Origin of the sequence: Mycobacterium sp. D16Q13 (genome assembly GCF_002013375.1) — a bacterium.
Taxonomy (GTDB): Bacteria; Actinomycetota; Actinomycetes; order Mycobacteriales; family Mycobacteriaceae; genus Mycobacterium.
On record NZ_MAEW01000003.1, the window covers coordinates 238,395 to 261,033 of the forward strand.

20 protein-coding genes and 1 pseudogene are annotated in these 22,639 nt (G+C 63.2%); 11 read left to right on the forward strand and 10 right to left on the reverse strand.

The genetic code is table 11. The annotated features are described in order from the left end of the window. Window positions 1-271 precede the first annotated feature (271 nt). The 11 genes and pseudogenes from B4400_RS03955 (at window position 272) to B4400_RS04005 (ending at window position 11,232) form a co-directional block, all read left to right on the forward strand. Window positions 272-930, forward strand: a pseudogene (locus tag B4400_RS03955) (TetR/AcrR family transcriptional regulator). 349 nt (window positions 931-1,279) lie between these two features. Continuing rightward, window positions 1,280-2,242 carry an MlaE family ABC transporter permease gene (locus B4400_RS03960; RefSeq protein ID WP_078308157.1) on the forward strand — a complete coding sequence of 321 codons (963 nt, stop codon included), beginning with the start codon at window positions 1,280-1,282 and terminating at the stop codon, window positions 2,240-2,242. 2 nt (window positions 2,243-2,244) lie between these two features. Further along, window positions 2,245-3,123 (forward strand): ABC transporter permease, encoded by an 879-nt coding sequence (locus B4400_RS03965; protein ID WP_078308154.1) that lies wholly within the window; start codon window positions 2,245-2,247, stop codon window positions 3,121-3,123. A gap of 3 nt (window positions 3,124-3,126) precedes the next feature. Continuing rightward, window positions 3,127-4,221: an MlaD family protein gene (locus tag B4400_RS03970; RefSeq protein WP_078308150.1), complete on the forward strand. Its 1,095-nt coding sequence runs from the start codon at window positions 3,127-3,129 to the stop codon at window positions 4,219-4,221. After that, complete coding sequence (locus tag B4400_RS03975; RefSeq protein WP_078308147.1) at window positions 4,218-5,231, forward strand: MlaD family protein; 1,014 nt, start codon at window positions 4,218-4,220, stop codon at window positions 5,229-5,231. Before B4400_RS03970 ends, B4400_RS03975 begins: the two co-directional genes overlap by 4 nt. A 14-nt stretch (window positions 5,232-5,245) precedes the next feature. Then, the gene (locus tag B4400_RS03980) at window positions 5,246-6,250 is read left to right on the forward strand and encodes an MCE family protein (RefSeq protein ID WP_078308530.1); all 1,005 of its coding nucleotides are present in this window, start codon (window positions 5,246-5,248) and stop codon (window positions 6,248-6,250) included. An 8-nt stretch (window positions 6,251-6,258) separates the two neighbouring features. Next, a complete protein-coding gene (locus B4400_RS03985; RefSeq protein ID WP_078308145.1) occupies window positions 6,259-7,506 on the forward strand; it encodes an MlaD family protein in 1,248 nt (415 codons plus the stop codon). Beyond that, window positions 7,503-8,537: an MlaD family protein gene (locus B4400_RS03990; RefSeq protein ID WP_078308143.1), complete on the forward strand. Its 1,035-nt coding sequence runs from the start codon at window positions 7,503-7,505 to the stop codon at window positions 8,535-8,537. Before B4400_RS03985 ends, B4400_RS03990 begins: the two co-directional genes overlap by 4 nt. Next, entirely contained in the window at window positions 8,534-9,610 is a 1,077-nt protein-coding gene (locus B4400_RS03995) for an MlaD family protein (RefSeq protein ID WP_078308142.1), read from the forward strand. The genes B4400_RS03990 and B4400_RS03995 overlap by 4 nt, the downstream gene beginning before the upstream one ends. Further along, a complete protein-coding gene (locus tag B4400_RS04000) occupies window positions 9,607-10,419 on the forward strand; it encodes a hypothetical protein (RefSeq protein ID WP_078308140.1) in 813 nt (270 codons plus the stop codon). Before B4400_RS03995 ends, B4400_RS04000 begins: the two co-directional genes overlap by 4 nt. A 3-nt stretch (window positions 10,420-10,422) precedes the next feature. Further along, the gene (locus B4400_RS04005) at window positions 10,423-11,232 is read left to right on the forward strand and encodes a hypothetical protein (RefSeq protein WP_078308137.1); all 810 of its coding nucleotides are present in this window, start codon (window positions 10,423-10,425) and stop codon (window positions 11,230-11,232) included. A gap of 4 nt (window positions 11,233-11,236) precedes the next feature. On the opposite strand, the gene B4400_RS04010 is transcribed toward B4400_RS04005, so the two are convergent. The 10 genes from B4400_RS04010 to B4400_RS04055 form a co-directional block, all read right to left on the reverse strand. Then, complete coding sequence (locus B4400_RS04010) at window positions 11,237-11,761, reverse strand: SRPBCC family protein (RefSeq protein WP_078308529.1); 525 nt, start codon at window positions 11,759-11,761, stop codon at window positions 11,237-11,239. A gap of 14 nt (window positions 11,762-11,775) precedes the next feature. Further along, window positions 11,776-13,347, reverse strand: coding sequence for a flavin-containing monooxygenase (locus B4400_RS04015; protein ID WP_078308134.1), 1,572 nt, complete (start codon window positions 13,345-13,347; stop codon window positions 11,776-11,778). Further along, entirely contained in the window at window positions 13,344-14,087 is a 744-nt protein-coding gene (locus B4400_RS04020; RefSeq protein WP_078308131.1) for a hypothetical protein, read from the reverse strand. The genes B4400_RS04015 and B4400_RS04020 overlap by 4 nt, the downstream gene beginning before the upstream one ends. A 77-nt stretch (window positions 14,088-14,164) precedes the next feature. Next, window positions 14,165-15,715 carry a flavin-containing monooxygenase gene (locus tag B4400_RS04025; protein WP_078308129.1) on the reverse strand — a complete coding sequence of 517 codons (1,551 nt, stop codon included), beginning with the start codon at window positions 15,713-15,715 and terminating at the stop codon, window positions 14,165-14,167. Then, on the reverse strand, window positions 15,712-16,569 hold the full coding sequence (locus B4400_RS04030) for an SDR family NAD(P)-dependent oxidoreductase (RefSeq protein ID WP_078308127.1): 858 nt from the start codon (window positions 16,567-16,569) through the stop codon (window positions 15,712-15,714). The genes B4400_RS04025 and B4400_RS04030 overlap by 4 nt, the downstream gene beginning before the upstream one ends. Beyond that, window positions 16,566-17,567 carry an alpha/beta hydrolase gene (locus tag B4400_RS04035; protein WP_078308125.1) on the reverse strand — a complete coding sequence of 334 codons (1,002 nt, stop codon included), beginning with the start codon at window positions 17,565-17,567 and terminating at the stop codon, window positions 16,566-16,568. The genes B4400_RS04030 and B4400_RS04035 overlap by 4 nt, the downstream gene beginning before the upstream one ends. A 103-nt stretch (window positions 17,568-17,670) precedes the next feature. Continuing rightward, window positions 17,671-19,020, reverse strand: coding sequence for an ABC1 kinase family protein (locus B4400_RS04040; RefSeq protein WP_078308123.1), 1,350 nt, complete (start codon window positions 19,018-19,020; stop codon window positions 17,671-17,673). A gap of 74 nt (window positions 19,021-19,094) precedes the next feature. Beyond that, window positions 19,095-20,375: a TetR/AcrR family transcriptional regulator gene (locus tag B4400_RS04045; RefSeq protein WP_078308122.1), complete on the reverse strand. Its 1,281-nt coding sequence runs from the start codon at window positions 20,373-20,375 to the stop codon at window positions 19,095-19,097. A gap of 149 nt (window positions 20,376-20,524) precedes the next feature. Further along, the gene (locus B4400_RS04050) at window positions 20,525-21,211 is read right to left on the reverse strand and encodes a winged helix-turn-helix domain-containing protein (protein ID WP_070909207.1); all 687 of its coding nucleotides are present in this window, start codon (window positions 21,209-21,211) and stop codon (window positions 20,525-20,527) included. Further along, window positions 21,208-22,521 (reverse strand): sensor histidine kinase, encoded by a 1,314-nt coding sequence (locus B4400_RS04055; protein ID WP_078308121.1) that lies wholly within the window; start codon window positions 22,519-22,521, stop codon window positions 21,208-21,210. The genes B4400_RS04050 and B4400_RS04055 overlap by 4 nt, the downstream gene beginning before the upstream one ends. Window positions 22,522-22,639: the final 118 nt, after the last annotated feature.

Below are 22,639 nucleotides of genomic sequence, written 5' to 3' on the forward strand. Positions count from 1 at the left end.
GCTTCCGGTGCGCATAGCGACACGTAGAAGAACCGAGAGCCAATAGGGCCGACCACACTGAGCAGCCTCCGCGAGGCGCGCAGCAAACAATGCTGCCACGCGGCCGACATCGGCCACTCTAGAGGGAGGTATCGACCATCACCGCCCCACCACGCTATATTTATCCGGCCTGCAGTTCAGCTAATGAAATGGTTGTGACTGCGCCCGAATGATGCAGCAGCAAGTTAGTGCATTTACCAACATATTTGCCAACGATGGTTACTGTGTTCGCGTGGCCAGCACCAACGGCGGCCGGCGAGGACCGGGCCGCCCGCCGAATCCGACCCGCGCACGCGAGCGTCAGCGCACCCTGACCGAGGCGGCAGCGCTGGAATTCGCCGAGAAGGGCTACCACAAAGCGAGCATTACCGACATCACCCAGCGCGCCAGTGTGGGCCGAGGCACGTTCTACCTGTATTTCGACACCAAACGCGATGCCCTGGACGCGGTGATCGACAGTTACTTTCAGAAAACGCTCGCGGCGGTGAACGACACCAGCGACCTGTTGGGCCATGCGGGCGACTTTGACCAGCATCTGCGCACGGTGCTCACCCGAATGTTCTACATGGTGGACAACAGCCCGGAGATCATGCAGGTCATCCTGCGTGAGGGATTGCTCGACTCGGCGATGACCAGACGGATGTTCGGGATCCTCGACCTCATCGAATCCATCAACATCACGATCATCGAGCAGGCCCGCGGGACGGCGCCATTACCTCGGCCGTCGACACCGAATTCCTGGCGCACGCCATCACCGGACTATCGATGGCAGCCACGCTCAAGGCCATCCGGGGTGAGCTCGCCGGGGATGCGCGCGAGGCGTACATCGCGTCATTTATCGAGCTGGTGCGGTCGGTGACAACCGCTCCACCCACGCTCGCAAATTCTTGACAATTCGCGTCCCAAGATCGTGAACCTCCGCTAGCCTCGGCCCTAGCCAATAAACTGACCACTGAACCAGTGAATTGCTAGACGGCCGGGTCGGGGGACCTCCGACAGCCTCGTCATGACGGCGCCCCAACCGGGACGCGTCACATATCTACCTGCGTGGGCACATGCTGCAACCTGATCAACGCGGTAACCCCGCGCTTGACACGGACCATGACCTACACCACACTAAGCCACCGACTGTGATGTGGGGTACTAGTTACCCACTGTTACACAGATGTCCAGTAGACGGTCTGTCCATCGAGGTCAAACTCGAAATGAGAAGGCAAAGGAGCCGCTGTTGAGCTCAGCCATGAGTCAAGTAGCGGCCGAGGCGCGCGCAGAGTCCGTCATCGATGATTGGGCCGAGTACCCGGATACAGGTTCCGACAGCAAATCCGGCGTCGACAGTCCGAGCGCTCCGGTCTCGGGAGGAGGCTCACAGCTACTCGATCGGGCCCCTCGAATTGTCAGGCGCCCCGTTGAATACGCGGTCTCCCAAACCGATTCGATGCTGAAAACACTCGGGCGTTATGTCGATCTGGTGGCGCAGTCCTTCGCGTTTCTGCTGAGCGACATCGTCCGCCTGCGGCATCCTTGGAAAGACACCGTCATTCAGTCCTGGTTCATCCTGACGGTGACGGTTGTCCCGGCGATCCTGGTGTCGATCCCCTTCGGGGTGATCGTCGCCGTACAGGCGGGCAGCATCATCTCGCAGGTCGGGGCATCTTCCATCTCCGGCGCCGCCGGTGGTCTGGGCGTCATCCAGCAGGGCGCCCCCATCGTCGCCGCCTTGCTCCTCGGTGGCGCAGCGGGTTCGGCGGTCGCCACCGATCTTGGTGCCCGCAGCATCCGCGAAGAAGTGGACGCCATGCGGGTGATGGGCGTCAATCCCATCCAGCGGCTGGTGACGCCCCGGCTGGCGGCGATTCTGTTCGTCTCACCACTGCTGTGCATCTTCATCATCTTCGTCGGAATCTTCGCCGGTTACCTGGTCAACGTCGGTTTCCAAGGCGGTACCCCCGGCAGTTACCTGTCCTCGTTCGCCGCATTCGCAAACGTCAATGACGTCACCGTTGCGGTTCTCAAAACCTGGCTGTTCGGCGTGGTGGTCATCCTCGTCGCCTGTCAGCGCGGCCTGGAGGCCAAAGGTGGCGCGCGGGGAGTCGCCGACGCGGTGAACGCCACCGTGGTGATCGGTGTGGTCACCGTCATGGTGCTCAACACCGTGATCACTCAAATCGTCGCGATGTTCATGCCGTCGAAGGTGGGCTGAGAATGACCACCTCCCGCCCCTCCCGGTACTTCCCCGACGAACTACCCGCAGCCGCGCGGTCGATCTGGAACTTCACCAAGGGTGCGGGTGGCTCCGCCGAGTATCTCGGCCACCAGATCACCTTCGTCGGCCTGGTGCTGGCCGCCATACCGCAGACCATCAAACGGTATCGGCGTCAAACCGGCGTCCTACTCGTCGACATGACCTGGGGCAACGGCTCGATCATCGTCGGCGGCGGGGTGATCGGCGTCCTGGTCTTCATGGGGATCGCGGTCGGCGCGTCCGTCGGCATCGTGGGCTTCTCGACCCTCGACATGGTGGGAATGGGCTCGCTCACCGGATTCATATCCGCCTACGTGAACACCCGGGAAATGGCGCCGATGATCGCCGCCATCGGGTTCGCCGCCCAGGCGGGATGCCGCATGACCGCCGAAATCGGCGCGATGCGTATTTCCGAAGAGATCGACGCACTGGAGGCTCAGGGCATCCGGTCCATCCCGTTCGTGGTCACTACCCGCGTGATCGCCGGAATCATCATCATCGTTCCGCTGTACGTGCTGACACTGCTGCTCGCCTACGGTTCCTGCGCGTTCATGGTGTTCTTCGTCCATAACCAGTCGCAGGGTGTGTACAAGCACTACTTCGACTCATTCGTGCACCCGATCGACGTGCTCTATTCGGTGATCAAAGCCGTGGTGTTCGTCGTCATCATCATCGCCATCCAGTGCTACCAGGGCTACTACGCGGGCGGCGGACCCGAGGGCGTGGGCATGGCCTCGGGGCGCGCCATCCGGGCCTCGCTGGTCGCGATCGTCCTCTTCGACATGCTCCTCACGTTGCTCTTCTGGGGCAACAATCCTGGAATTCAGATATCGGGGTAACGGATGGCCACATACAAAGATCCGAGTGGACGGTCCGCCGGTCCGGGCGCTCTCAAGGTGCGCGGGCTTGCCCTGGCGCTTGTTATCGCCGCCGGCGGCTACTCGCTCTACCAATCCGGCATCGGTAGTTATGGCGAACCCTTCGAGCTCACCCTGATCACCAACACCATCGGCGAGGGCATGGGTCCCGGTGGCGAGGTGAAATACCGTGGCTACAACATCGGGCAGGTCAAATCCCTGCAGACCACGGGGTACAACAAACAGCGGATGACGGTGGTCCTCGATGGCCGCCAAGCCAAGGCACTCCGGTCCGATACCAAGGCGCAATTCACCTCGTCGAACATCTTCGGCACTGCTGCGGTCGAATTAGTCAGTAGCGGCGTCGGCGAGTCGCTGAAATCCGGTGGGGTGCTGGAGATCAGCAGCGATGTCCAGGCGGCGTCCATCACCGGATTCCTCCGAATGGGTCAGCGGCTGGGCGCGATCCTGGACACCCGCGAATTCAACGCGATCATCGCGACATTCGAGCGGCACGCCGACCTGACCGGTCCGGTCATGAAGTCCTTCTGGGACTTGTTCGCCATGATCGCCGATTCCCAGACAGTGCCCTTCTCCAAAACGTTGGCGGTGATGGCCTCGTTGATCGAGGGCACCAATGACTTTGTCCCCGTCATCGGGTCTACCAACAAGCTGCTGGACAGCCTCGATTTCATGGTGGGGTCGGGCAATACCGAGCGGGCCACCGCCGCGCTTGGTTCGTTGTCGGATCTATTGAGCGCGGCGGGCGACGGGTTGCGCGACAACAACGACTGGGTGGTTCCGTTGATTCGGTCGGTCATGGATATCGCCGTTCCGTCCACCTACTTCCTGGGCAGCCTCGCCCCCGCATACGACAGGCTCAACGGTCTACTCGATCGCACCACCGCCGCATTCCCCGTCGACAACGGCAAGGTGCGCCTCAACGTCCAGCTGATCATGGATACCGCTCCCGGGCTTGGCGCGGCATTGCCGATGGCGCCCGAGGGCCACGCCGATTCGGCGGCCGCACCCGTCCCCGTCGGCCCCGCCCCCGGGCCTACCGCTGGAGGACAGCGATGAAGCGGATTGCACTTCTGATGGCAGGCCTCACCGCGATCGTCGCGGTGGCGGTGGTGCTCACCCTGATCATCGTCAACGCCCTGCGCACACCGGTCAACGGTCCGGTCCGGCGCTACGATGCGCTGTTCACCGACGCCTCGGGGTTGATCATCGGCAATGACGTACGCATCTCGGGAGTGCAGGTCGGCAAGGTCGAAAGGATTCATCTCGACGGCAAGAACGCCCGGGTGACGTTCAACGTGCTGACGGATCATCCGCTGTACCAGAACACCACCGTCGCGATCCGGTACCAGTCGCTGGTCGGTCAGCGGTATGTCGAGATCGCGCAGGCGCCGACACCCAGCGCCCCCCTGGCGGCGGGCACGACCATACCGCTCGGGCAGACCGTCCCCTCATTCGATATCGCCAAGCTGTTCAACGGTTTCCGGCCCATATTCCAAACATTGGACCCCGCCCAGTTCAACAGGCTGACCGAAAACATCCTGCAGCTCATCCAGGGCGACGAGCGCGGAATAGGGCCGATTCTGCGTGATATCGACGCCGTCCTCAAACTCTCGGTCGACCGCCAGGCCGCACTCCAGACCATCATCACGAACCTCGGTGATATCTCGAAGGATCTCGGTGGCACCTCCGATCAGTTGTTCTTTCTGATCAACGACCTCAACGATGTGTTGGAGCCGTTCGAGAAGCAGGCCGACGAATTCAACAGGGCAGGTAGGGATGCACTGCCTATATTGCGCAGATCGGTCAGCCTACTGCGTTATATCGAGAACACGGTTGACGGCGCCCAGCTACCCATGTACGACGTGATGAGCCGCACCACACCGGGAACGCCGACCATCATGGCGGGTCTGTCGTTGATCCCCGATCTCGTGCAGGGCATGCGCGATGCACTGATCGAGGAAAAGACGGCACCCCCCACTTCCTTCGAATGCAAGAACGGAGTGGTGACAATGCCCGGAATCGGCGAGGTGTCCTTCGCCAATCAGGACCTGGTGGTGTGTAAGTGAACGCGCTCCAGCGAATTTTCGCGAACAACCGTCCCATTCTCGATGAACACGAGGCGGCCAAGCGCAATCGCCGCAATGGGCTTATCGGCGTCCTCCTCATTGTCGCGATACTCGCCGTCACCGGCGTGGCGTTCGTCAATACAAGCGGTATGAAGACCTACGCACTGCACCTTCGGGCCTCGGGAGGGCTGCGCGCCGGCGACGACGTCCGAATCGCGGGTATCTCGGTGGGAAAGGTGTCGAACGTCAGCATCGATAAATCCTTGGTAAAAGCCACCTTTACGGTGGACCACTCGGTGCCGGTAGGGTCCGAGTCGCGTGCCGATATCCGGATGCTTACCCCGTTGGGTGGGCACTATGTGGCCCTGTACCCCGAAGGCTCTACTCCACTGGGAAACACTCCCATTCCACCCGAGCGCACCAGCGTCCCTTTCGAGATCAACGAGTTGTTCCAGAAGTTCACACCCGTGGTCAAGAAGGTGGACGCCAAGGTCATCCATGACAGCCTGATGGAAGTCGCGAATGCAGTCGAGAAGTACCCCAACGGTTTACGTGATTTCTTCACCTCATCTCAATCACTCATCAGCGCACTTGCGCCGACCACCGAAGATTTCCATGCCACGCTGAACTACGCGAACGAGTACCTCCGGGCCTTCAAGACGGGCAAGGAACAGCTCGCCAAAATCGTCACCATGATGTCCAAACTCGGTGCCAAATACAGCAAGTCCACGACCGATCTGATCGAGGTCTTCGTGCTGCTGCGCGATCTCGCCCGGCTTTTCGACCGATTCTTCAAGGCGTACGCGCGCGATTACGAACCCATGCTCAACGGCCTCGACGACATCGTCGACACGCTCACCAAATATCCCGAGAAACTCGGCAAGGCCTCCGAACAGTGGGGCCAACTTGTCGGGATCGTGCTACCCATGCTCAGCGGCAACGGCATCACCATCAACGAGAACGACCGAGTGATCCCCGGACAAGACGTCTGCCTACCCCACTTCTTCAGGTTCTGTTGAGGCCCTTGATGACACAGCCAGCATTTGTCCAGAACATCCTGACTCGCATCGCCAGCATGCGCGGCGGCGCGCGCGCGGGCCTATTGAGCGCAGTCGGTGTGGTGCTTGTCGCGGTGGTTGCCATCGCCGGAATTTTCGGCGCGCGCACGGTCTTCCCCGCCGTCAAGAACATGGTGATGCCGTACCTGGGAAACGCCCATATCCCCTTCCTCGATAACACCAAATCGGTCTGCGCGGACTTCCGTGACGGGTCCGGACTCTACAAGGGGAACAAGGTCCTGCTCCTCGGCGTCGAGATCGGGACCGTGACAGCGGTTACCAACAAACCCGATCACGTCGAGGTCGACTTCGAGATCCCCGACGACATGGACCTGCCTGCCGACGTAGGCGCAGCGAGCTACTCACAATCGGTGATCACCAATCGCAGTATCGAACTCACCCGGTCGTGGAGCGAGGGCCCCAAATTTGCCGGAAACCAGTGCATCTCGATCGAAAATACTAGGACACCGGTGACCGTCACCGAGTCGTTCTCTGCCATCGGCGAGCTGGCCGACACGCTGATGCAGGCGGCGCCCGGTCAGGATCCCGCGAACTCACCGGGCGCGCAGGCACTCAACAAGACTCTCAAGGGAGCGGCCAGATCACTCGACGGTGTGGGCCCCGGATTCAAGGAGATGCTCAACAGTCTCACCACGATGGTGGGGGATCCGTACAAGGCCGATGCCGACTACCGTCAGCTCTTCGAAAACAGCGCAATCGTGACATCGAACTGGCTGCAGTACTGGAACGAGTTCGCGGGCGTGGTCAGCTCACTCCCCGAAGTCGGCCGGTTGATCGCGGGAATATCCGAGAACTTCGCCAGTGCACTTGACAATGTGATGTCCCTTCTGCCGACGCTGAACGGCATGGTGCAACGTGCGGCCGGTCGGTTGTACAAGAACGTGTTCGACAAGCTCGTGCCCTGGATACGCGACATCCTCAATGCCTACACCCCGCATATCCTCACGTTCTTCAACACCCTGCCACCGGTCATCAATTGGCTGGCCGATGACATCTATTTGCCGAACACGAAAACCCACAACGTCACCTATGTTCCTCCGCGCGTGGCCATCTCGCCGGATCAGGCCAGTGCCATCTGCCAGAATCTGCGCAACCGGAACACCCCCGGATCCCAGGCGGCATGTGCGCCCGGGACCGCCTCGGACCCGGTGACCCTCGGCTTGACCAACCTGATCATGGGTGCGGCACTGTCATGATGCGACGCATATTGACCGTTCTGCTCACCACTACAGTCGCGGTGGTCCCGGCCTGTTCGACCGAGGCCCTCGACCCCACCAAGATGCCCATGCCCGGCGCCTACATCCCGAAGAACACGTACCACGTGAAGATCGAGTTCTCTAGCGTGCTCAATCTGCCCGGACGAGCGAAGGTCGACTCGGGCGGCGTACAAGTGGGCCTGCTGGACCGGGTGGAGCTCAAGGGCACCACACCTGTCGCGTCTGTCGAGATCGACGGCGGCGCCACGTTCCCGCAGAACGTCAGGGCCGAACTGCGCCAGGCCACCGTGCTCGGGGACATCTACATCGCCATGATCTCCCCTACCGATCCCGCCCCCACCCATCTCAAGGACGGCGACACCATCGCACTGGCCGACACCGTCCCGGCCGCGAATGTAGAGGACCTCATGCGGTCCATGTCGAACCTGATCGGCGGCGGCAGCCTCAACACCATGCAGACCACGGTGGCCAACATGAATAGCGCCTTCCCCCCACCAGAGGAACTCGACCGCATCCATCGCTCGCTGGCAGGGATCATCAACGATCTGTCCAATAACCAGGACACCCTCAACAAGATCCTGACCAACATGCAGACGGTCAGCGAGAGCTTCCGGGCCAACAAAGGTACGTATCGCCGGCTGCTGACCGAGGGGCCATCCAAATTGCCCTCACTGGCCAAAGTGGTACTGAGCCTGAGTGATCTGATCATCAACACCGCCGAGTTCGGGCGGCAGATCGGACAGATCTTGGACTACCCCAACCTCATGCAGATCCTGTCCTACCTCACCCCGTTCATTCACAGTGCCTCGACCGCCGACACCACCATCCCGGTGCTCGGCGACAAGATGGTCCGGACCATCCGCGACAGAATCATTCCGTTCTTCAAGGATGGTGGTCCCAAGTACACCGTCACCGATATCCAAACCCCCGATGGCACATTGGGTGTCAGCCCCGGAGAGCGCGCCGATTCGGTCATCCGGAACATGCAGACCATGGGGTTGGTGCGATGAAGCTCAACGTCATAGTCACCCTCGCCGTGCTCTCCATCATCTCCCTCGTCGGCGCTGTCTATATGGCATTCGGTGTCCTCGACATCGCCTCCACCAACAAGACCCACCACATGACGCTCATGCTGGAAAGGTCAGGCGGACTCATGTCCACCTCTCAGGTCACCCTGCGGGGAATCAAGGTGGGCCGGGTCACCAATGTTCAGGCCACCCCATCGGGTTTGGCGGTATCGATGGCCCTCGACAGTGGCTACCCCATCCCCGTCGAGAGCCAGGTGAGCGTCCAGAACCTCTCGGCCGCAGGCGAACAATATGTGGAGTTCCGGCCCGCCCGTATCGAGCCCCCCTACTACAGCGACGGAGCCGTGATCCCGTCGTCAAAGGCCGCGCCGGTCTACACCGTCAGCGATCTGCTGCAGAAGGGTAACGCGCTCATGCAGGCCATGAACGCCGACGATCTGGAGATCACGCTCAACAACGTGGCCGCGGGATTCGTGGACAACACCAAGACCATCGACGAGCTGGCCACGACCGCCCGGTTGTTCGCCCAGATGGTGAAGGACGACAAGCACTACCTGGCCCAGGTGATCGGCAACATGTCGACCCTGACCAACGGTCTCGGCGATATCCGGGCCGGTGAGATCTTGAAGCAATCCGCCAAGACCATCCCGAGCAGCCTGGACGGCCTGGCCTCCCTGGTGAAGGTGATCGAGAAGCTCGAACCAGTCATCGAGGTCAGCATGGGCGACGGGAAGTCGCTGACCGATCTCGTAGACAAGCTCTTCGACTACCTCAACGCCTTGTCTGAGCCGCTCTCGGAGTTTGTGACGGTCCTTGAGCCCATCGTGGCCCCGCTGCGCGATATCAAGCTGGACGCCGGGCACTGGCTGGATTTCTGGGACTCGACATTCAACAACCAAGGAGGAGTGCGAGTCCACCTCGGCGTACCCGAATGGCCCCAGCCCGACGCATCCCAACCCGCCCAGGGCCAGCCATCGCACACGAGGGCGACACCGTCCCCACCCAAACCAACACCAGCACCACAAATGGCAACGGCAGGAAGGCCCGGATCATGACCGACATCGACGAGCGCACGCTCACCCTGGATGACGCGGATCCTGAAGAGCTCGCGGAGCTGGCGGAGCAGTCAACCGCCAACCCGGCCGGGCCCGCGAAGGCAAAAGCGAATGCGGCGAAACAAGGCAAGGCTGTTAAAGCGAAGCCGGATGCGGGCGAAGGAGAGAGCGTCAGTGGCCCCAACGTCTGGAAATGGATCGCCATCGGTCTGCTCGCCTTGGGAATCGTGGGAGCCGTTCTCGGAGTCTGGCAGTACCAGAAGTTGTCCGACACCCTCGCCACCGTCCGCGCGGGCGATACCGAACGCACAGCGGCCACCGACGCGGCGTCCGCATACGCGATGAAGTCACTCACCTATAGCTACGAAGATCCCGAGGGCTTCTTCAAGAGTGTCAAAGAGGGTGCCGCCGAACCACTGAAGAACAAGTACAGCGATGCCGAGAAGCTCCTCAAGGCCATCATGCTGCAGGCGCAGGTGACCTCCAAGGGTGAGGTCATCGCCTCGGATGCGGTGGCGCAGCAGAATGGCATCTACCAGATCGTGGTCACCACCCGGCAGACCACCCGGAACGTGCAGAACCCGGAGCCGCGAGCGACCACCCTCGTCCTGCAGATCACCGTCAAAAAGGACGGCGACGGATGGCAGGTGACCGATATCGGACCCAAGAACGCCAGCTCCACCGGCACCATCATGCATCCCGGTGATCAAAAGCTGATCCCCGAAGGTCCGGCCCCGGCGCCCGGTAAGGCCCCGGTCCCGAATCTCCCGCCGCTGCCTGCGCTTCCCGCGCTTCCCGGTCAGAGGTAGGCAATGGCCCGGCGCATGCCTCACCTGGGCGCGGGTGTCACAGCGGCTGTCCTGCTGGCTTCGGTGCAGGCGATCCACCCGGTAGCTGTGGCGCGAGCGGCATTGCCCCCCTGCCCCAGCCGGACCACCATGATCGTCCCGGAACGCTCTATGGCACACACGGATTGCCGCCTGTCGGCCGCCGACGGCACCGGGATCACCTTCGATGTCGAGTACTGGCAACCGCATCCCGACAACAACGACGCCCCCGACTACCCACCGCTGTCGGCCCGGGTCACCATCAAGGATGCCGCCGGCAAAAAGCTGCAAGAGGTCAACGAACTGCTCGAGCCGTCCAGCCCCGCGCCGGTCGGCTTACAGGACATCGACGGGGACGGCCGGGACGAGATGATCATTCCGATCGCGACCCGCGTCATGAATGGCGCTGTGAACAGCCGATTTTCGGTGTGGCGTGCCGAAAAACAGACGACCCATTTCGAGCGGGTTCAGATGTTCGGACAGGCCATATACCCCAGCGGCGACGGCTATGTCGTGGTCAACAGCGGCGCGTTCTCCAGCCGCGATCTCGACTTCTACCTACCGACAGCGGCCGGATACACCCACATCATCACGTTGACCATGACCACCGAAGAGGTCGATCCGGACACCCGCAAGGTCCTCACCGCGAGCTGCATGGTGCACAAGCAGTCCGGGCTGGGGGCTATCGACATGGACTGGCAGGATGCGCCCGTATTCTGTGATTCGCCTGCGGCCAAGTCGATTTGGCCCGATGCCGCACGGGTGGAGACCAACCGGCGCGTCCAGGGCCGGTAACGTCTTAGGACGGGCCCGGACTGTCCAGAAGGGCGATAAGCGACCGCATACCCGGCCGGAAACCCCATGTGAACACCACCCGGAGCAGGGGCTGGAGCCAGCGCAACGGCAACGCGGACACGAATCGTGGGGTTATCGCGACGGTCCAGTCGAGCCTGCAGCCTCCGGGAACACTGGTGAGCACGTAGTCCTCGGCCCACAACTTCAGCAGCGGCCAGGTGCCCGCCACCGCGGAGTAGGTGATGCGATGACGCGGCTCGTACCGCCAAAATCTCTCCCGCTGGATCCACAGGAACCGCCAGGGCGCCGATACCGTGCCCATCTCACGTTCCATGCCCACCGCGCGGCGCGGTTCGTCGTACCGCACACCACACCCAAACGGCAGCCACGACCAGGCCTGGTCGCTGTCCAGCGCCGCCCAGACCTGTCCCCGGGTTACGTCGAAGGTGTGGGAGGTGCGCAGCACGATGGCCGCCGACTCGAACGCGGAATCGTCCGACATCGGTACCCGGCACGCAGGGGCGAGCATCGGCCACCCCACTCTCAGACCACGGCCTGCGAATCGTCCAGGACCACGGTGGCGTCGATGACCCGAGCCTGTTGTGCATATTGGTAATCGCCGGCCGGGAAGTTCCTCGCCGCACGACGCGCCTGCAGAGTCGTGGTGGGCCGCAGCAGCGGGACGTCGTCGTCGGCGTTCTTCCAGTACGACCGCACACCCCGATTGAGTTCGGTGAAGTAGTACTTCAGATTGCGCCCGTTGCGCAGCATGCTTTGGTGGAACCTGTCCAGTGCTTCCTGCCGTACCTCCATGCGCGTGGCACCGTGTTCACTCGCCAGCTCGATGGCCCGGACGATGTGGGTGACCGCGGTATCGGCGAGCCCGTGCCATCCGCCGTTGCCGGTCCAGGAGTACGGCCCCACGATGATCCAGCGGTTCGGGAATCCGGTGATCGAGACGCTCTCGTACGCCTGCATGCCGCGGGTATTGAAGAAGTCGCCGAGGTCACGCCCGTCGGCGCCGGTCACTCGCCCCCGCTTGTAGGAAGCCGGTTCCGAGAACAGGTCGAATCCCGTTGCCGTGATGAGGAAATCAGCCTCATGGACGGAGCCATCCGTCGTCCTCACGCCCTCGGGAACCACCTCGGCGATCGGTGTGGTGACCAGCGAGCAGTGCGACTTGTTGAAGACCCGCGGAAAGTCGGAGTTCAGCGTCGGCCGGTTGCCGAACGGCCCGAAGGACGGCAGCAGGTCGCGAGCCACCTTCGGATCGCGGACCACCGCGCGCAAATACGCGCCGTACAGGGCCCGGCCCGCACGGTCGAAGGCCCGCATCAGCGGCCGCATGACGGCACCCGGGGTGTGAATCATGAACCACAGTCCCAGGCTTCCCCCGAGTAGAGCTCCCCATTCGATGACCGAGAACAACCCTGGGATACGAAGTGCCCATTGAGCAATCACGGGGATCCGGAAGTCCGGTTTAGGGATGCAGTACACGGGCGTCCGCTGAAACACCACAAGCGATTCGGTCTCATCGGCGATGGCACCACACAGCTGGACGCCGGTTGCCCCGGTGCCGATGACGGCCACGCGCTTGCCCCGCACGTCATGTTCCGGCAGCCACTGCACCGGGGTCACGCGGGTACCGGCGAAGCTCTCAAGCCCCTTGATGCCGGGCTGCTTCGCATCGAAGAAGGGGCCTATCGCCGAGATCACGAACCGCGCGGTGATCACCGCGCCGTCGGCGAGATTCAGGCGCCAGCAGTGACTCGCCTCGTCCCACTCTTCGTTGCGTACCTCGACTCCGAAACGGAAGTGCGGCCGCAGGTTGAATCTTTCCGCGACCTGTTGGTGATAGGCCTGCACCTCGGCACCGGGTGCGAATACGCGAGACCACTGCGGGTTGCGGAAGAAGGGGAACTGATAGATCACCGACGGGATATCGACCGCGATCCCCGGGTACACGTTGTCACGCCACGTACCGCCCAGGTCCTCGGCCCGATCGAGGATCACGAAATCCTCCACGCCCGCTTGCTGCAAACGCACGCCGGCACACAGGCCCCCGATACCCGCACCGATGACGACGACGTGATGATCGGGAATTGATGTGGTCATGGGGACTCCTCACTCGGTGTCCGGGACGGACAGCTCATTGATAACTCCGGTGTTGACAGCGAGGGGCCTCCGGCCACCCACCTGTGCATGTAGAAAGTTGTGGTCCGCCACCGGCGCCCGAAGGGAATCCGCACCGGGATCCGGGCCAGGATGACGCGCCCGCCGGCCAGCGCAACCAACTCGCTCCGGGTCAGATCCCACACGAACCATCGCGCGAGGGGCCGTACAGCCGCGGTGACGACGCGGTTCATCTTTCCCGGCGGAAGATGCCAGTCCAGCAAGGTAACCCGGTGCCCGGGCGTCTTCGAGTCCTCGATAGTCACGGTGCGGAAATCGAATACCTCTTCCCCTCGGCACCCCCCGGGGCGCGGATAGCCGGGGAACATCAGGCGCCACACCCAGCGGAACTCGCGGTGGGTGTTCGAGATCCCGCACCGTCCGCCATCTGAGAACCGATGTCCTTGCCACCAGCGTCCGAGACCCCACCGCAACAGCGAATCAACCAGCCGGCCATACGGGCTGGCCAAATACCTGGCCTGCGTCAGGCCGTCTGTGCCATCCAGCGGGGTTCCCATAAGGAAGATCGCTTCGAGCGCCGCGAGGTCCCCCGCCTTGCCCAGTTCATCGAGCCATTGCCACGTCAACTCTTCGGCATGGCCCGGGTCGGACTGGGCCAATCGCGCCAGTCCGGCCCGGACCCCCTCCGAAGCCGCCGTGGCACGACGCTGGTGTCCCCTCAACGGATCGCCGTATTGAGCGCTGCGGCAACCCTGATCAAGAGCGGCATAGACAACGAGTCTCCTTCTCGAATGCTTGGCTAGTTCGCCGGTATGGCGGCGGCTTTCGCCCGGGCGGTGCGCTCACCCGGGACCGGCAGCTTCTCGAACCGGAAGTCGTCGAGCGGAAAGCGCTTACTGGCTCGCGTCGACTGGTACGCCGTGGTGGGGCGCAAGAACGAGAAGTCGCCGTGGCGGTCGATGTAGTAGGAGTTGGCGTTGACACACGCACGCCCGTGCATAAGCGTCGACTCCGCTTTGGGCGCGATAAAATCGAAGAACCGATCGTTGGCCTCTTCGGTCACCGCGAAGGCCGTCGCGCCACGCTTACGGGCCTCGGTGATCACCCGCACGGCGATGCGCGTGGCGTTCTCCACCATCACGTGCCACGAGCTGCCACTCCACGCGAACGGCCCGAAAACCATGAAGGTGTTGGGCAGCTGGGGCATCGTCACGCCTTCGTATGCCCGGGCGCGGTTGTTCTCGTAGTAGTCGGCCAGATCAAAACCGTTGCGCCCCTTAACAGGGCGCGCGCGGTAAACCTCGGGACTTTGGGACATCTCGAACCCGGTGGCGAGCACCAGGACGTCGATATCGCGGTGTACGCCGTCCTTGGTGACAACCCCCGCAGGAGTGATCTTGGCGATTGGATCGGTCACCAGCTCCACATGGGGCTGGGTGAAGGTGCGGTAGTAGATGTTCGAGACGCTCGGGCGTTTACACCCGAATCCGTACTCGGGCGTGAGTTTCTTGCGCAGCTCTTGGTCGCGAACCTGGCTGAAAAGGAACGCGCGGCAGGCCCATTTCGGAATCAATGTGATGGGCGCGATCTGCTTGCCGTACACCGTGATCGCCACCAGACCGACCTCTACGGCGGCAGCGGCGATCCCCCGGATCAGCGACTGCAGGCCGGGCACGTACTTCAGGGCCAACCGGGCGATGCGCGGTATCGGAAAGTCCGGTTTCGCGAACACCCAGATGGCCCGGCGCTGGTACACATCCACATGCGAGGCCACCCGGGCCATCTGCGGGATCAGCTGAACCGAGGTGGCTCCGGTGCCGATGACCGCCACCCGCTTGCCCTTGAGGTCAAAACCATGGTCCCAGTTCTGGGTCTGAATCACCTTGCCGCCGAACGAGTCCAGGCCCGGGATATCCGGCACCTTCGGCTCGACGAAAGCGCCGACCGCGGTGATGACGTATCTGGATGTCATCACCCGGTCATCGGCGAGAGTCAGGCGCCATAGATGGTTGTCCTCGTCCCACTCCCGCCTCATGACCTCGTGCCCCAACCGAAGGTGGTCGTTCAGGCGGTACTCGTCGACCAGGCCCGCGATGTACTGCTGCACCTCCCGCCCCTTGGGAAAGGTGCGGGACCAGTTGGGGTTTTTGGCGAAGGAAAACTGGTACACGATCCCCGGGACATCCACCGCCACATCGGGATAGTGATTGTTGTACCAGGTGCCGCCTATCCCCGCCGACCTCTCGAGGATGACGAAATCGGTCAGCCCCGCGCGCTTCAACCCGATGGCGGCACCCAGCCCGCCTATCCCGGCACCGATAATGACGGTTTCATGCTCAGGGGTGCTCATAGGGTCGCCTCGACCTGCTGTTCGATACGGCCGTCGTACTCACTGCGTGCTCGCCGGTCCACCGGTCCCACAGTTCTGTCGGCATTGACAACTCGCCTACCCAGCAGCCACAACCATTCGGGAACGAGGTGCTGTAAGCGCAGCGCAAGGACCGTGCCCCTCGGGGAACCGACCACCGCGGGCCGGTTGCGGACGGTCCGCACCGCATCGCGTGCCACCCACTCGGGAGGAATGATCCCCAGCTTCTCCCACCATTTGAACGGAATTCCGTCCACAAGCTGGGTGCGGACGGCCGCCGGCATGACCGTCGAGATCGTCACGCCGGTACCGGCCAGCTCCTCGCGGGCGCTGCGCGCGAACCCGGTGGCAGCATGCTTCGACGCGACATAGCTGGCCAGGCCCGGCGAGTGGATGGCACCGGCTGCCGAGGTCACGTTGATGAAATGCCCTCTGCCCCGGGCGATCATCCGCGGAGCGAGTACCTGGTAGGAGATGTAGTGGCTCCAGAAGTTGACGCGCATCGTCGCCTCTGCCACCCCGCGCGACTCTTCCAGCAGCGGGCCCACGGGCATGATCCCCGCGTTGTTCACCACGATGTCAATGGGTCCGAGGGTCTCTTCGACCTCGGTCACCACGCGCAGGTACTCGTCAAATTCGGTCACGTCCAGCGCAAATCCTTGCGCACCCGAACCGATTTCACCTGCGGACCGGACAGCAGCCTCGCCGTCGAGATCAGCGATGACCACGCGTACACCCTCGCGTGCCAGCCGTTGTGCGATGGACAGCCCGATACCGCGAGCGCCGCCCGTCACCAACGCGATGGCGCCTTCCATCTGAATCTCTGTGAACTTCATGCGGCCGGCCGGCCCACGTGAGCCCTGACGAACGCCGAGATCTCGCCAACGGCGGCCCGCGCATCGACAAGCACGTCCGCGGCAATCTGGAAGTCGTGCACCTGATTTCTCCATATCTGCAGTTCGACAGGAACTCCGGCCTCGGCTAGCCGCGCAGCCGCGAATTCGGCATCGGGGCGCAAGATTTCGTCACTACCCACCTGAATGAGCGTCGCCGGCAAGCAGGCCAGCACGCCGCGGTGACCCTCGACAAAACTGTCCAGGACCGCAAAGCCCGCCGTGGACCTTTCCGCGGAGAGCATGAGGCGCTCCATGGCGATCAGCGCCGCCCGCGGGAACAACGAGTCGTTGGATTGGCCGGCCAGCACCAGCTTGCCCGCGGGGTCCCGCTGCACCAGAGGCGACATGCACACCAGAGCACCCGGCGAGCCGAGCCCGCGACGCTGTGCGATCAGGCTCGTGACCAAGGCCAGGAAACCACCCGCGGAATCCCCGGCAACGGCGATCTCCTCGGGCTGATAGCCGAGGTCGATGAGATACCGGTATCCGTCGAGGGCATCCTCGACCGCTGCCGACACCGGGTGCCCCGGCAGCTTGCGGTAATTGACAGCAAGGGACGTGACACCCGCGCCCACGGCGATGCGCGAGACCAGCCTGCGGTGCGTGTTCAGCCCGCCGACGACGAACGCCCCGCCGTGCAGATAAAGCACCGCGCCACTGGGCAACTCGCCCGTGGGCGTCATCAGTTCGGCCTCGCAGTGTGCCAGCTGCACACGCGAACGACGAACTCCCCGCACGGGCCGCAGCACGACGGCCGCCAGATCGACGACTCGGTAGGGCCACGACAGATGCGGGAATCGTGCCCACAGCGCAATCACCGGATACGCGAACAGCCGGATGCCCAGCCGACCCAAGCGCAGCAGAACGGTCAGCGAGCCTCGCTCGACACGCGTGAGCTGTACACGCTCCGCATGCAGCGGCACCACATCGGCCGTCATTGGCACTCCCTCGGTGATCTCGTAGGTAAGCAACTGTTTAACAGACTGACATGCCATTCATAAAAATACAAGAGGAGGGTGCCCGCACCCGCCAGATTGGCCGTCAGCGCTGGTGAGACCAGCTTTCTATGGCTTCGCCCAGCGGGGTGGCGATACCGGCAAGGCCGAGATACTCGCGGGCGATCGCCGACCAGGGCGCCGCGGCGCCGAGCTTGCCGAGCAATGCCGCCACACACATCTCGGTACGCCGCGCCATCGTGTGCGTCTCCACCAAACGCTGGTTGCGGATGCCGTCGTAGAACTTGGAGGAGGGCAGCACAGCATCGGCGACCGAGCGCCGAGCGATATCCGGCGTCATCCGCAGGCTCCCGTCGCCCAGATGCCAGCTACTGACCGCACGGATGTACTCGGTAGCCGCACTTCGCTCCATGGCCTCCGGATCTGCCAGGAATCCCGCCGCCACGGCGATATCGAACGCCTCGTCGTCATTCCCGGTGAGCAACGCCCGGAACACCTTGCGCTGAACCTCGGCGTCCTCGGGCTCCATGTCCATGCACAGCCCGAAGTCCAGAAAACCGACCCTCCCGTCGGGCAGCAGCATGATGTTGCCCGGATGAGGGTCGGCGCAGAAGAATCCGGTTCGGTACATCTCACCGCAGTAGAAGCGATAGATCGCCTCCCCCACGCGGTCCCGGATCGGCTGATCCTCTCCGATAAGGCCGTCGAAGGACACACCGTCGAGGTACTCGGTCACCAGGACGTGTTCGGTGCACAGTTCCGCAATCGGTTCGGGGATACGCCACCCGGGATGTCCGCGGAAGGCATCGAAGATCCGCTGGTGATGGGCCAGTTCGGTGCGGTAGTCCACTTCCTTGATCATCTGCCGCTGCACCTCCGCGACGATGGCTTGGCTATTGCTGGCCGGCATCTTCTTGGACGCCAGCTTGGCGACCAGCTGCAGGTTCTTCAGGTCCGCTCGGACCTTTGACGCGATATCCGGGTACTGAATCTTGACCGCGACCATCCGCCCGTCGTCCAGGCGGGCGCGGTACACCTGCCCGATGGAGGCCGAGGCAATGGCCCCGGCCTCGATGCTCACGATCCGGGCACGCAGGCCGCCCAGCTCGCGGTCCAGCGCCCGGTGCATCGTCTCGTCGGGAACCCTTGGCGCATTGTCGAATAGGGGCGCGAGCCGTGCGGTGAACTCATCCCTGACCGAGCTGGAGGTGATACCCACATCCACGACGGAGAGCAGCTGGCCCAGCTTCTGCGCGGCCCCTTTCATCGAGCCCGCGACGGCCACGAGATCGTCGGCGAACCGCAGAATATCGGCGTCCCGCCGGGCGGCCACGTCCGCGGCGACAGGCTTGATCGCCGTCGTGATCGCCGAGCGTACGGCGTGACCGGCAACAACCTTTCCCAGCGCCGCGGCCCTCTTCGCGCGCAGCGGCACGCCGGCCCGAGTTGTGTTGACCTCGTTGTCAACTGGTTCGCCGATGGGAGTGCTCCTTCGTTTCCCGCGCCGGTCTACGGCGCTGGGTTCAGACCATAGAGCAAAAACTGCGTGATGGCTCGCGCGTACTCGTCAATATGGTCCGTCTGCCCCTCGTCGTCAACGATCAGGGTGACGGCGCCGACCAGCAACGACACAAAGGCCTGGCCAAGGAACTCGGTGTCGATCGACGGGTTGATCCGGTCGGCGCCGATCATCGAGTACACAGACTGCTCGCTACGCACCGACGCAAAGCGGAAGAACTGAATGATGGACTGAAATGCTTCCGGATCCACTCCAGCAGCCTCCGTGCACACGAAGATCAGCGCGGGTAACCGGCCGGCCACCGCTTCCAGCGCGTTTCTAAATCCTTGCGCCAGAGCGTGTTCAATGTCCTGACGGGCATCGAGACGGCCAACCGGTCGGGACAGGACCGGCTCCATCGCGGAAAACTCACGGACCATCAGCGCATCGAGCAGGTCGCGCTTGTTCTGGTAGTAGTTGTAGAACGTGCCGTGGCTGACCCCGAGCCGCTCGACGATCTCGTTCACTCCCACGCCGTGATAGCCATCGGACAGGAAGCAACCCAGCGCGGCATCGAGAAGTTCATTACGGCGGTCGGCGGCCACCGGCACCGGAATATGCCCGGAATCAATGGTTTCCGCAGCGGTATCCCCGGCACCGGGTTCCAGAACCACGCCGTCACGCAAGATGCCCGTCTCCGCGATCTGCGAAGCGGTACTCACAAATCGCTCTCGGGTACTGGGGTTATCGTGCCGACTTTGGGCGAGCAGAAAACCGGGGAGCACCAGCGCCGGCAACAGCCGCGCGAGCACGGCGTGGTTCTGGGCGTCCTCCGGAACCCACCCGGCGCGGCGGCCGCTATCCAAACCCCGCTGAACGTACGAATCGAGCATCCCCTGAATACCCAGGACACGCTGTTTGAGTTCCTTATCGGCGGCGGCCGACTGGACGGTCAGGAGTTTCAGTAGCGCGGGCTCCTGGTCCACCAACGCGTAGAGGCGGCGGCCGCCCTCCATGATGATGTCGTTTCGTTCTTCGATACCGGCCGTTCCACCGACCACGTCGAGAAAATCGTCGAGCGCCAGAGTGTCGACAAGGCGCTCCACGCCATAGTCGAAGACCAGGTCCAAAACCTCGCGCTTGCTGTCGACATACCGGTAGACGGTGCCTTGCCCCATGCCCGCGCGGGTGGCGATATCGGACATGCTGGTCTGCTCATAACCGTTCTCGGTGAATGCCGCGAAAGCCGCGTCGACAATCTGCTGCCGCCGTCTGTCGGCAAGTCCGGACACCGGGGGCCGTCCTCGGCGAGGCCGATCCTGCGCCACTAGCTGCTCCATCGACGTGTCTGACCGAACCGATCCGAGGCACGCGCGGATACGCGTGCTTCATTGCCGTCAGAGTCTAAACACGTGCGCGCCGGGCCATGCGCGGTGAGAGGTCAGCCCTCCAGCTTGTAGCCCAGACCACGCACCGTCACCAGGTGCACCGGATTGGCGGGATCCGACTCGATTTTGGAGCGCAGCCGCTTGACGTGCACGTCAAGGGTCTTGGTGTCACCCACGTAGTCGGCGCCCCACACCCGGTCGATCAGTTGCCCGCGGGTGAGCACCCGGCCACTGTTGCGGATCAGGTATTCGAGGAGATCAAATTCCTTGAGCGGCAAGGTGATCGCTTCCCCATTCACCGACACTGTGTGCCGATCGACGTCCATGCGGACCGGGCCGGCCTCCAAGACGCCGTCACCCGCGGCGGTCTCTTCGGAATCCGAGCCGCGGCGCAGCACCGCCCGAATACGGGCGATGAGCTCGCGCGCCGAATACGGCTTGGTCACGTAATCATCGGCGCCCAGCTCCAGCCCGACGACCTTGTCGATCTCACTGTCGCGTGCGGTCACCATGATCACCGGCACACTGGACTTGGCGCGCAGCTGCTTGCACACGTCGGTGCCACTCATTCCGGGCAACATGAGATCCAGCAGCACGATATCGGCACCGGCGCGCTCGAATTCGGCGAGCGCGGAAGGACCGTCGTTGACGATGGTCGCCTCGAAGCCCTCCTTACGCAGTAAGAAGGCCAGTGGATCGGCCAGCGAGTCCTCGTCCTCAACAATCAAGACACTGGTCATCGACGTACATGTTCCTCTCGTGTAGTCGCTTGGCGATCCTCGCGTAAGCGGCTGGTTGGTGCGTGCGGCGGGGCGTGGTTGATCGCGTCTTTGCGAGGCATGGATTGGTCTGATTGCGGGTGATCTGCGGTTTCCTCGACCGCGTCATCCTCGTCTTCGTAGACCGGGAGGGACAGGGTGAAGGTTGACCCCGTGCCCGGCTGACTCCACAGCTTGATGGCGCCATTGTGATTGGCGGCCACGTGCTTGACGATTGCCAGCCCCAGACCCGTGCCCCCGGTATCGCGGGAGCGCGCTTTGTCCACCCGGAAGAAGCGTTCGAAGACGCGCTCCTGGTGTTCCTTAGCGATCCCGATGCCCCGGTCGGTGACGGCGATCTCGATCTTGTCGCCGCGGCGCCGGCGGCTGATCGAGACCGGCGATCCGTGCGACGAGTAGGCAATGGCGTTCGCCACGAGATTGCTGATGGCGGTGATGAGCAGCGTGGGGTCACCCCGCACTTCGAAACCGCTGGGTGCATCGGTGGTGACCGCGATGTCGGCATTCTCGGCGGCTACCTTGGAGCGGCTCAGCGCCTCGGACACCACGAAGTCGACGTCGACGACCTCCAGGTCAGGCAGTTTTTCGGCCCCCTGTAGCCGGGAGAGCGCAATGAGTTCGGTGACCATATTGCCCAGGCGGCGGGATTCCGCGAGCACCTGCTCGCCGAAATGCTGCACGGTCTCGGGCTCGTCGGAGGATTCCAGCAGCGCCTCGGCGAGCACGCCCATGGCGCCGACAGGGGTCTTGAGCTCGTGGCTGACGTTGGCCACGAAATCGCGGCGCGTGGCTTCCATGCGGACATGCTCGGAGTCGTCGTCGACATAGATGACCGCCCAGCGCGGATCGGCATCGGAGAGCCTGCGCACATGTCCACGCAGGCTGAAACCCACGCGACCGGGCGCCTTCGGTTTGGTGGTCAGATCCACTTCGACAGCCTCACCGGTGACCAGCGTCCGCTGGGCGGCGTTCCACGCCTGCTCGTCGAGCTGGCGGTCGCGTACCAGGCCCAGCTCCCGGGCGCGAGCATTGACCAGGACGACGTCCTGATGCTTGTCGACGACGACAATTCCGGTCGGCGAGATGGCGACAATGCGCTCGAGCATCTGGGAAACGGTCAGACCGGTCTGGGCTATCTGCGAACCCTTCCGGGCCGTGCGGTGCGTCGAAGAGCGACGCGAGTACCACGCGCCCAGCGCTACACCCGCAGCAAGCGCCGCGAGGGCTGCGATCGTCACGATCACAACCAGAGAGCCCGATGCGGCGGTCACGCGAAAAGCGTACGCATTCGGTGAACGTCACCCCAGCAGCGTGCGGCTAAATGCCGAGCAAGTCACACATTCCCGCACAGGTGTTAGGCGCGAGTTCACCGAATATTCGCCGATTGGC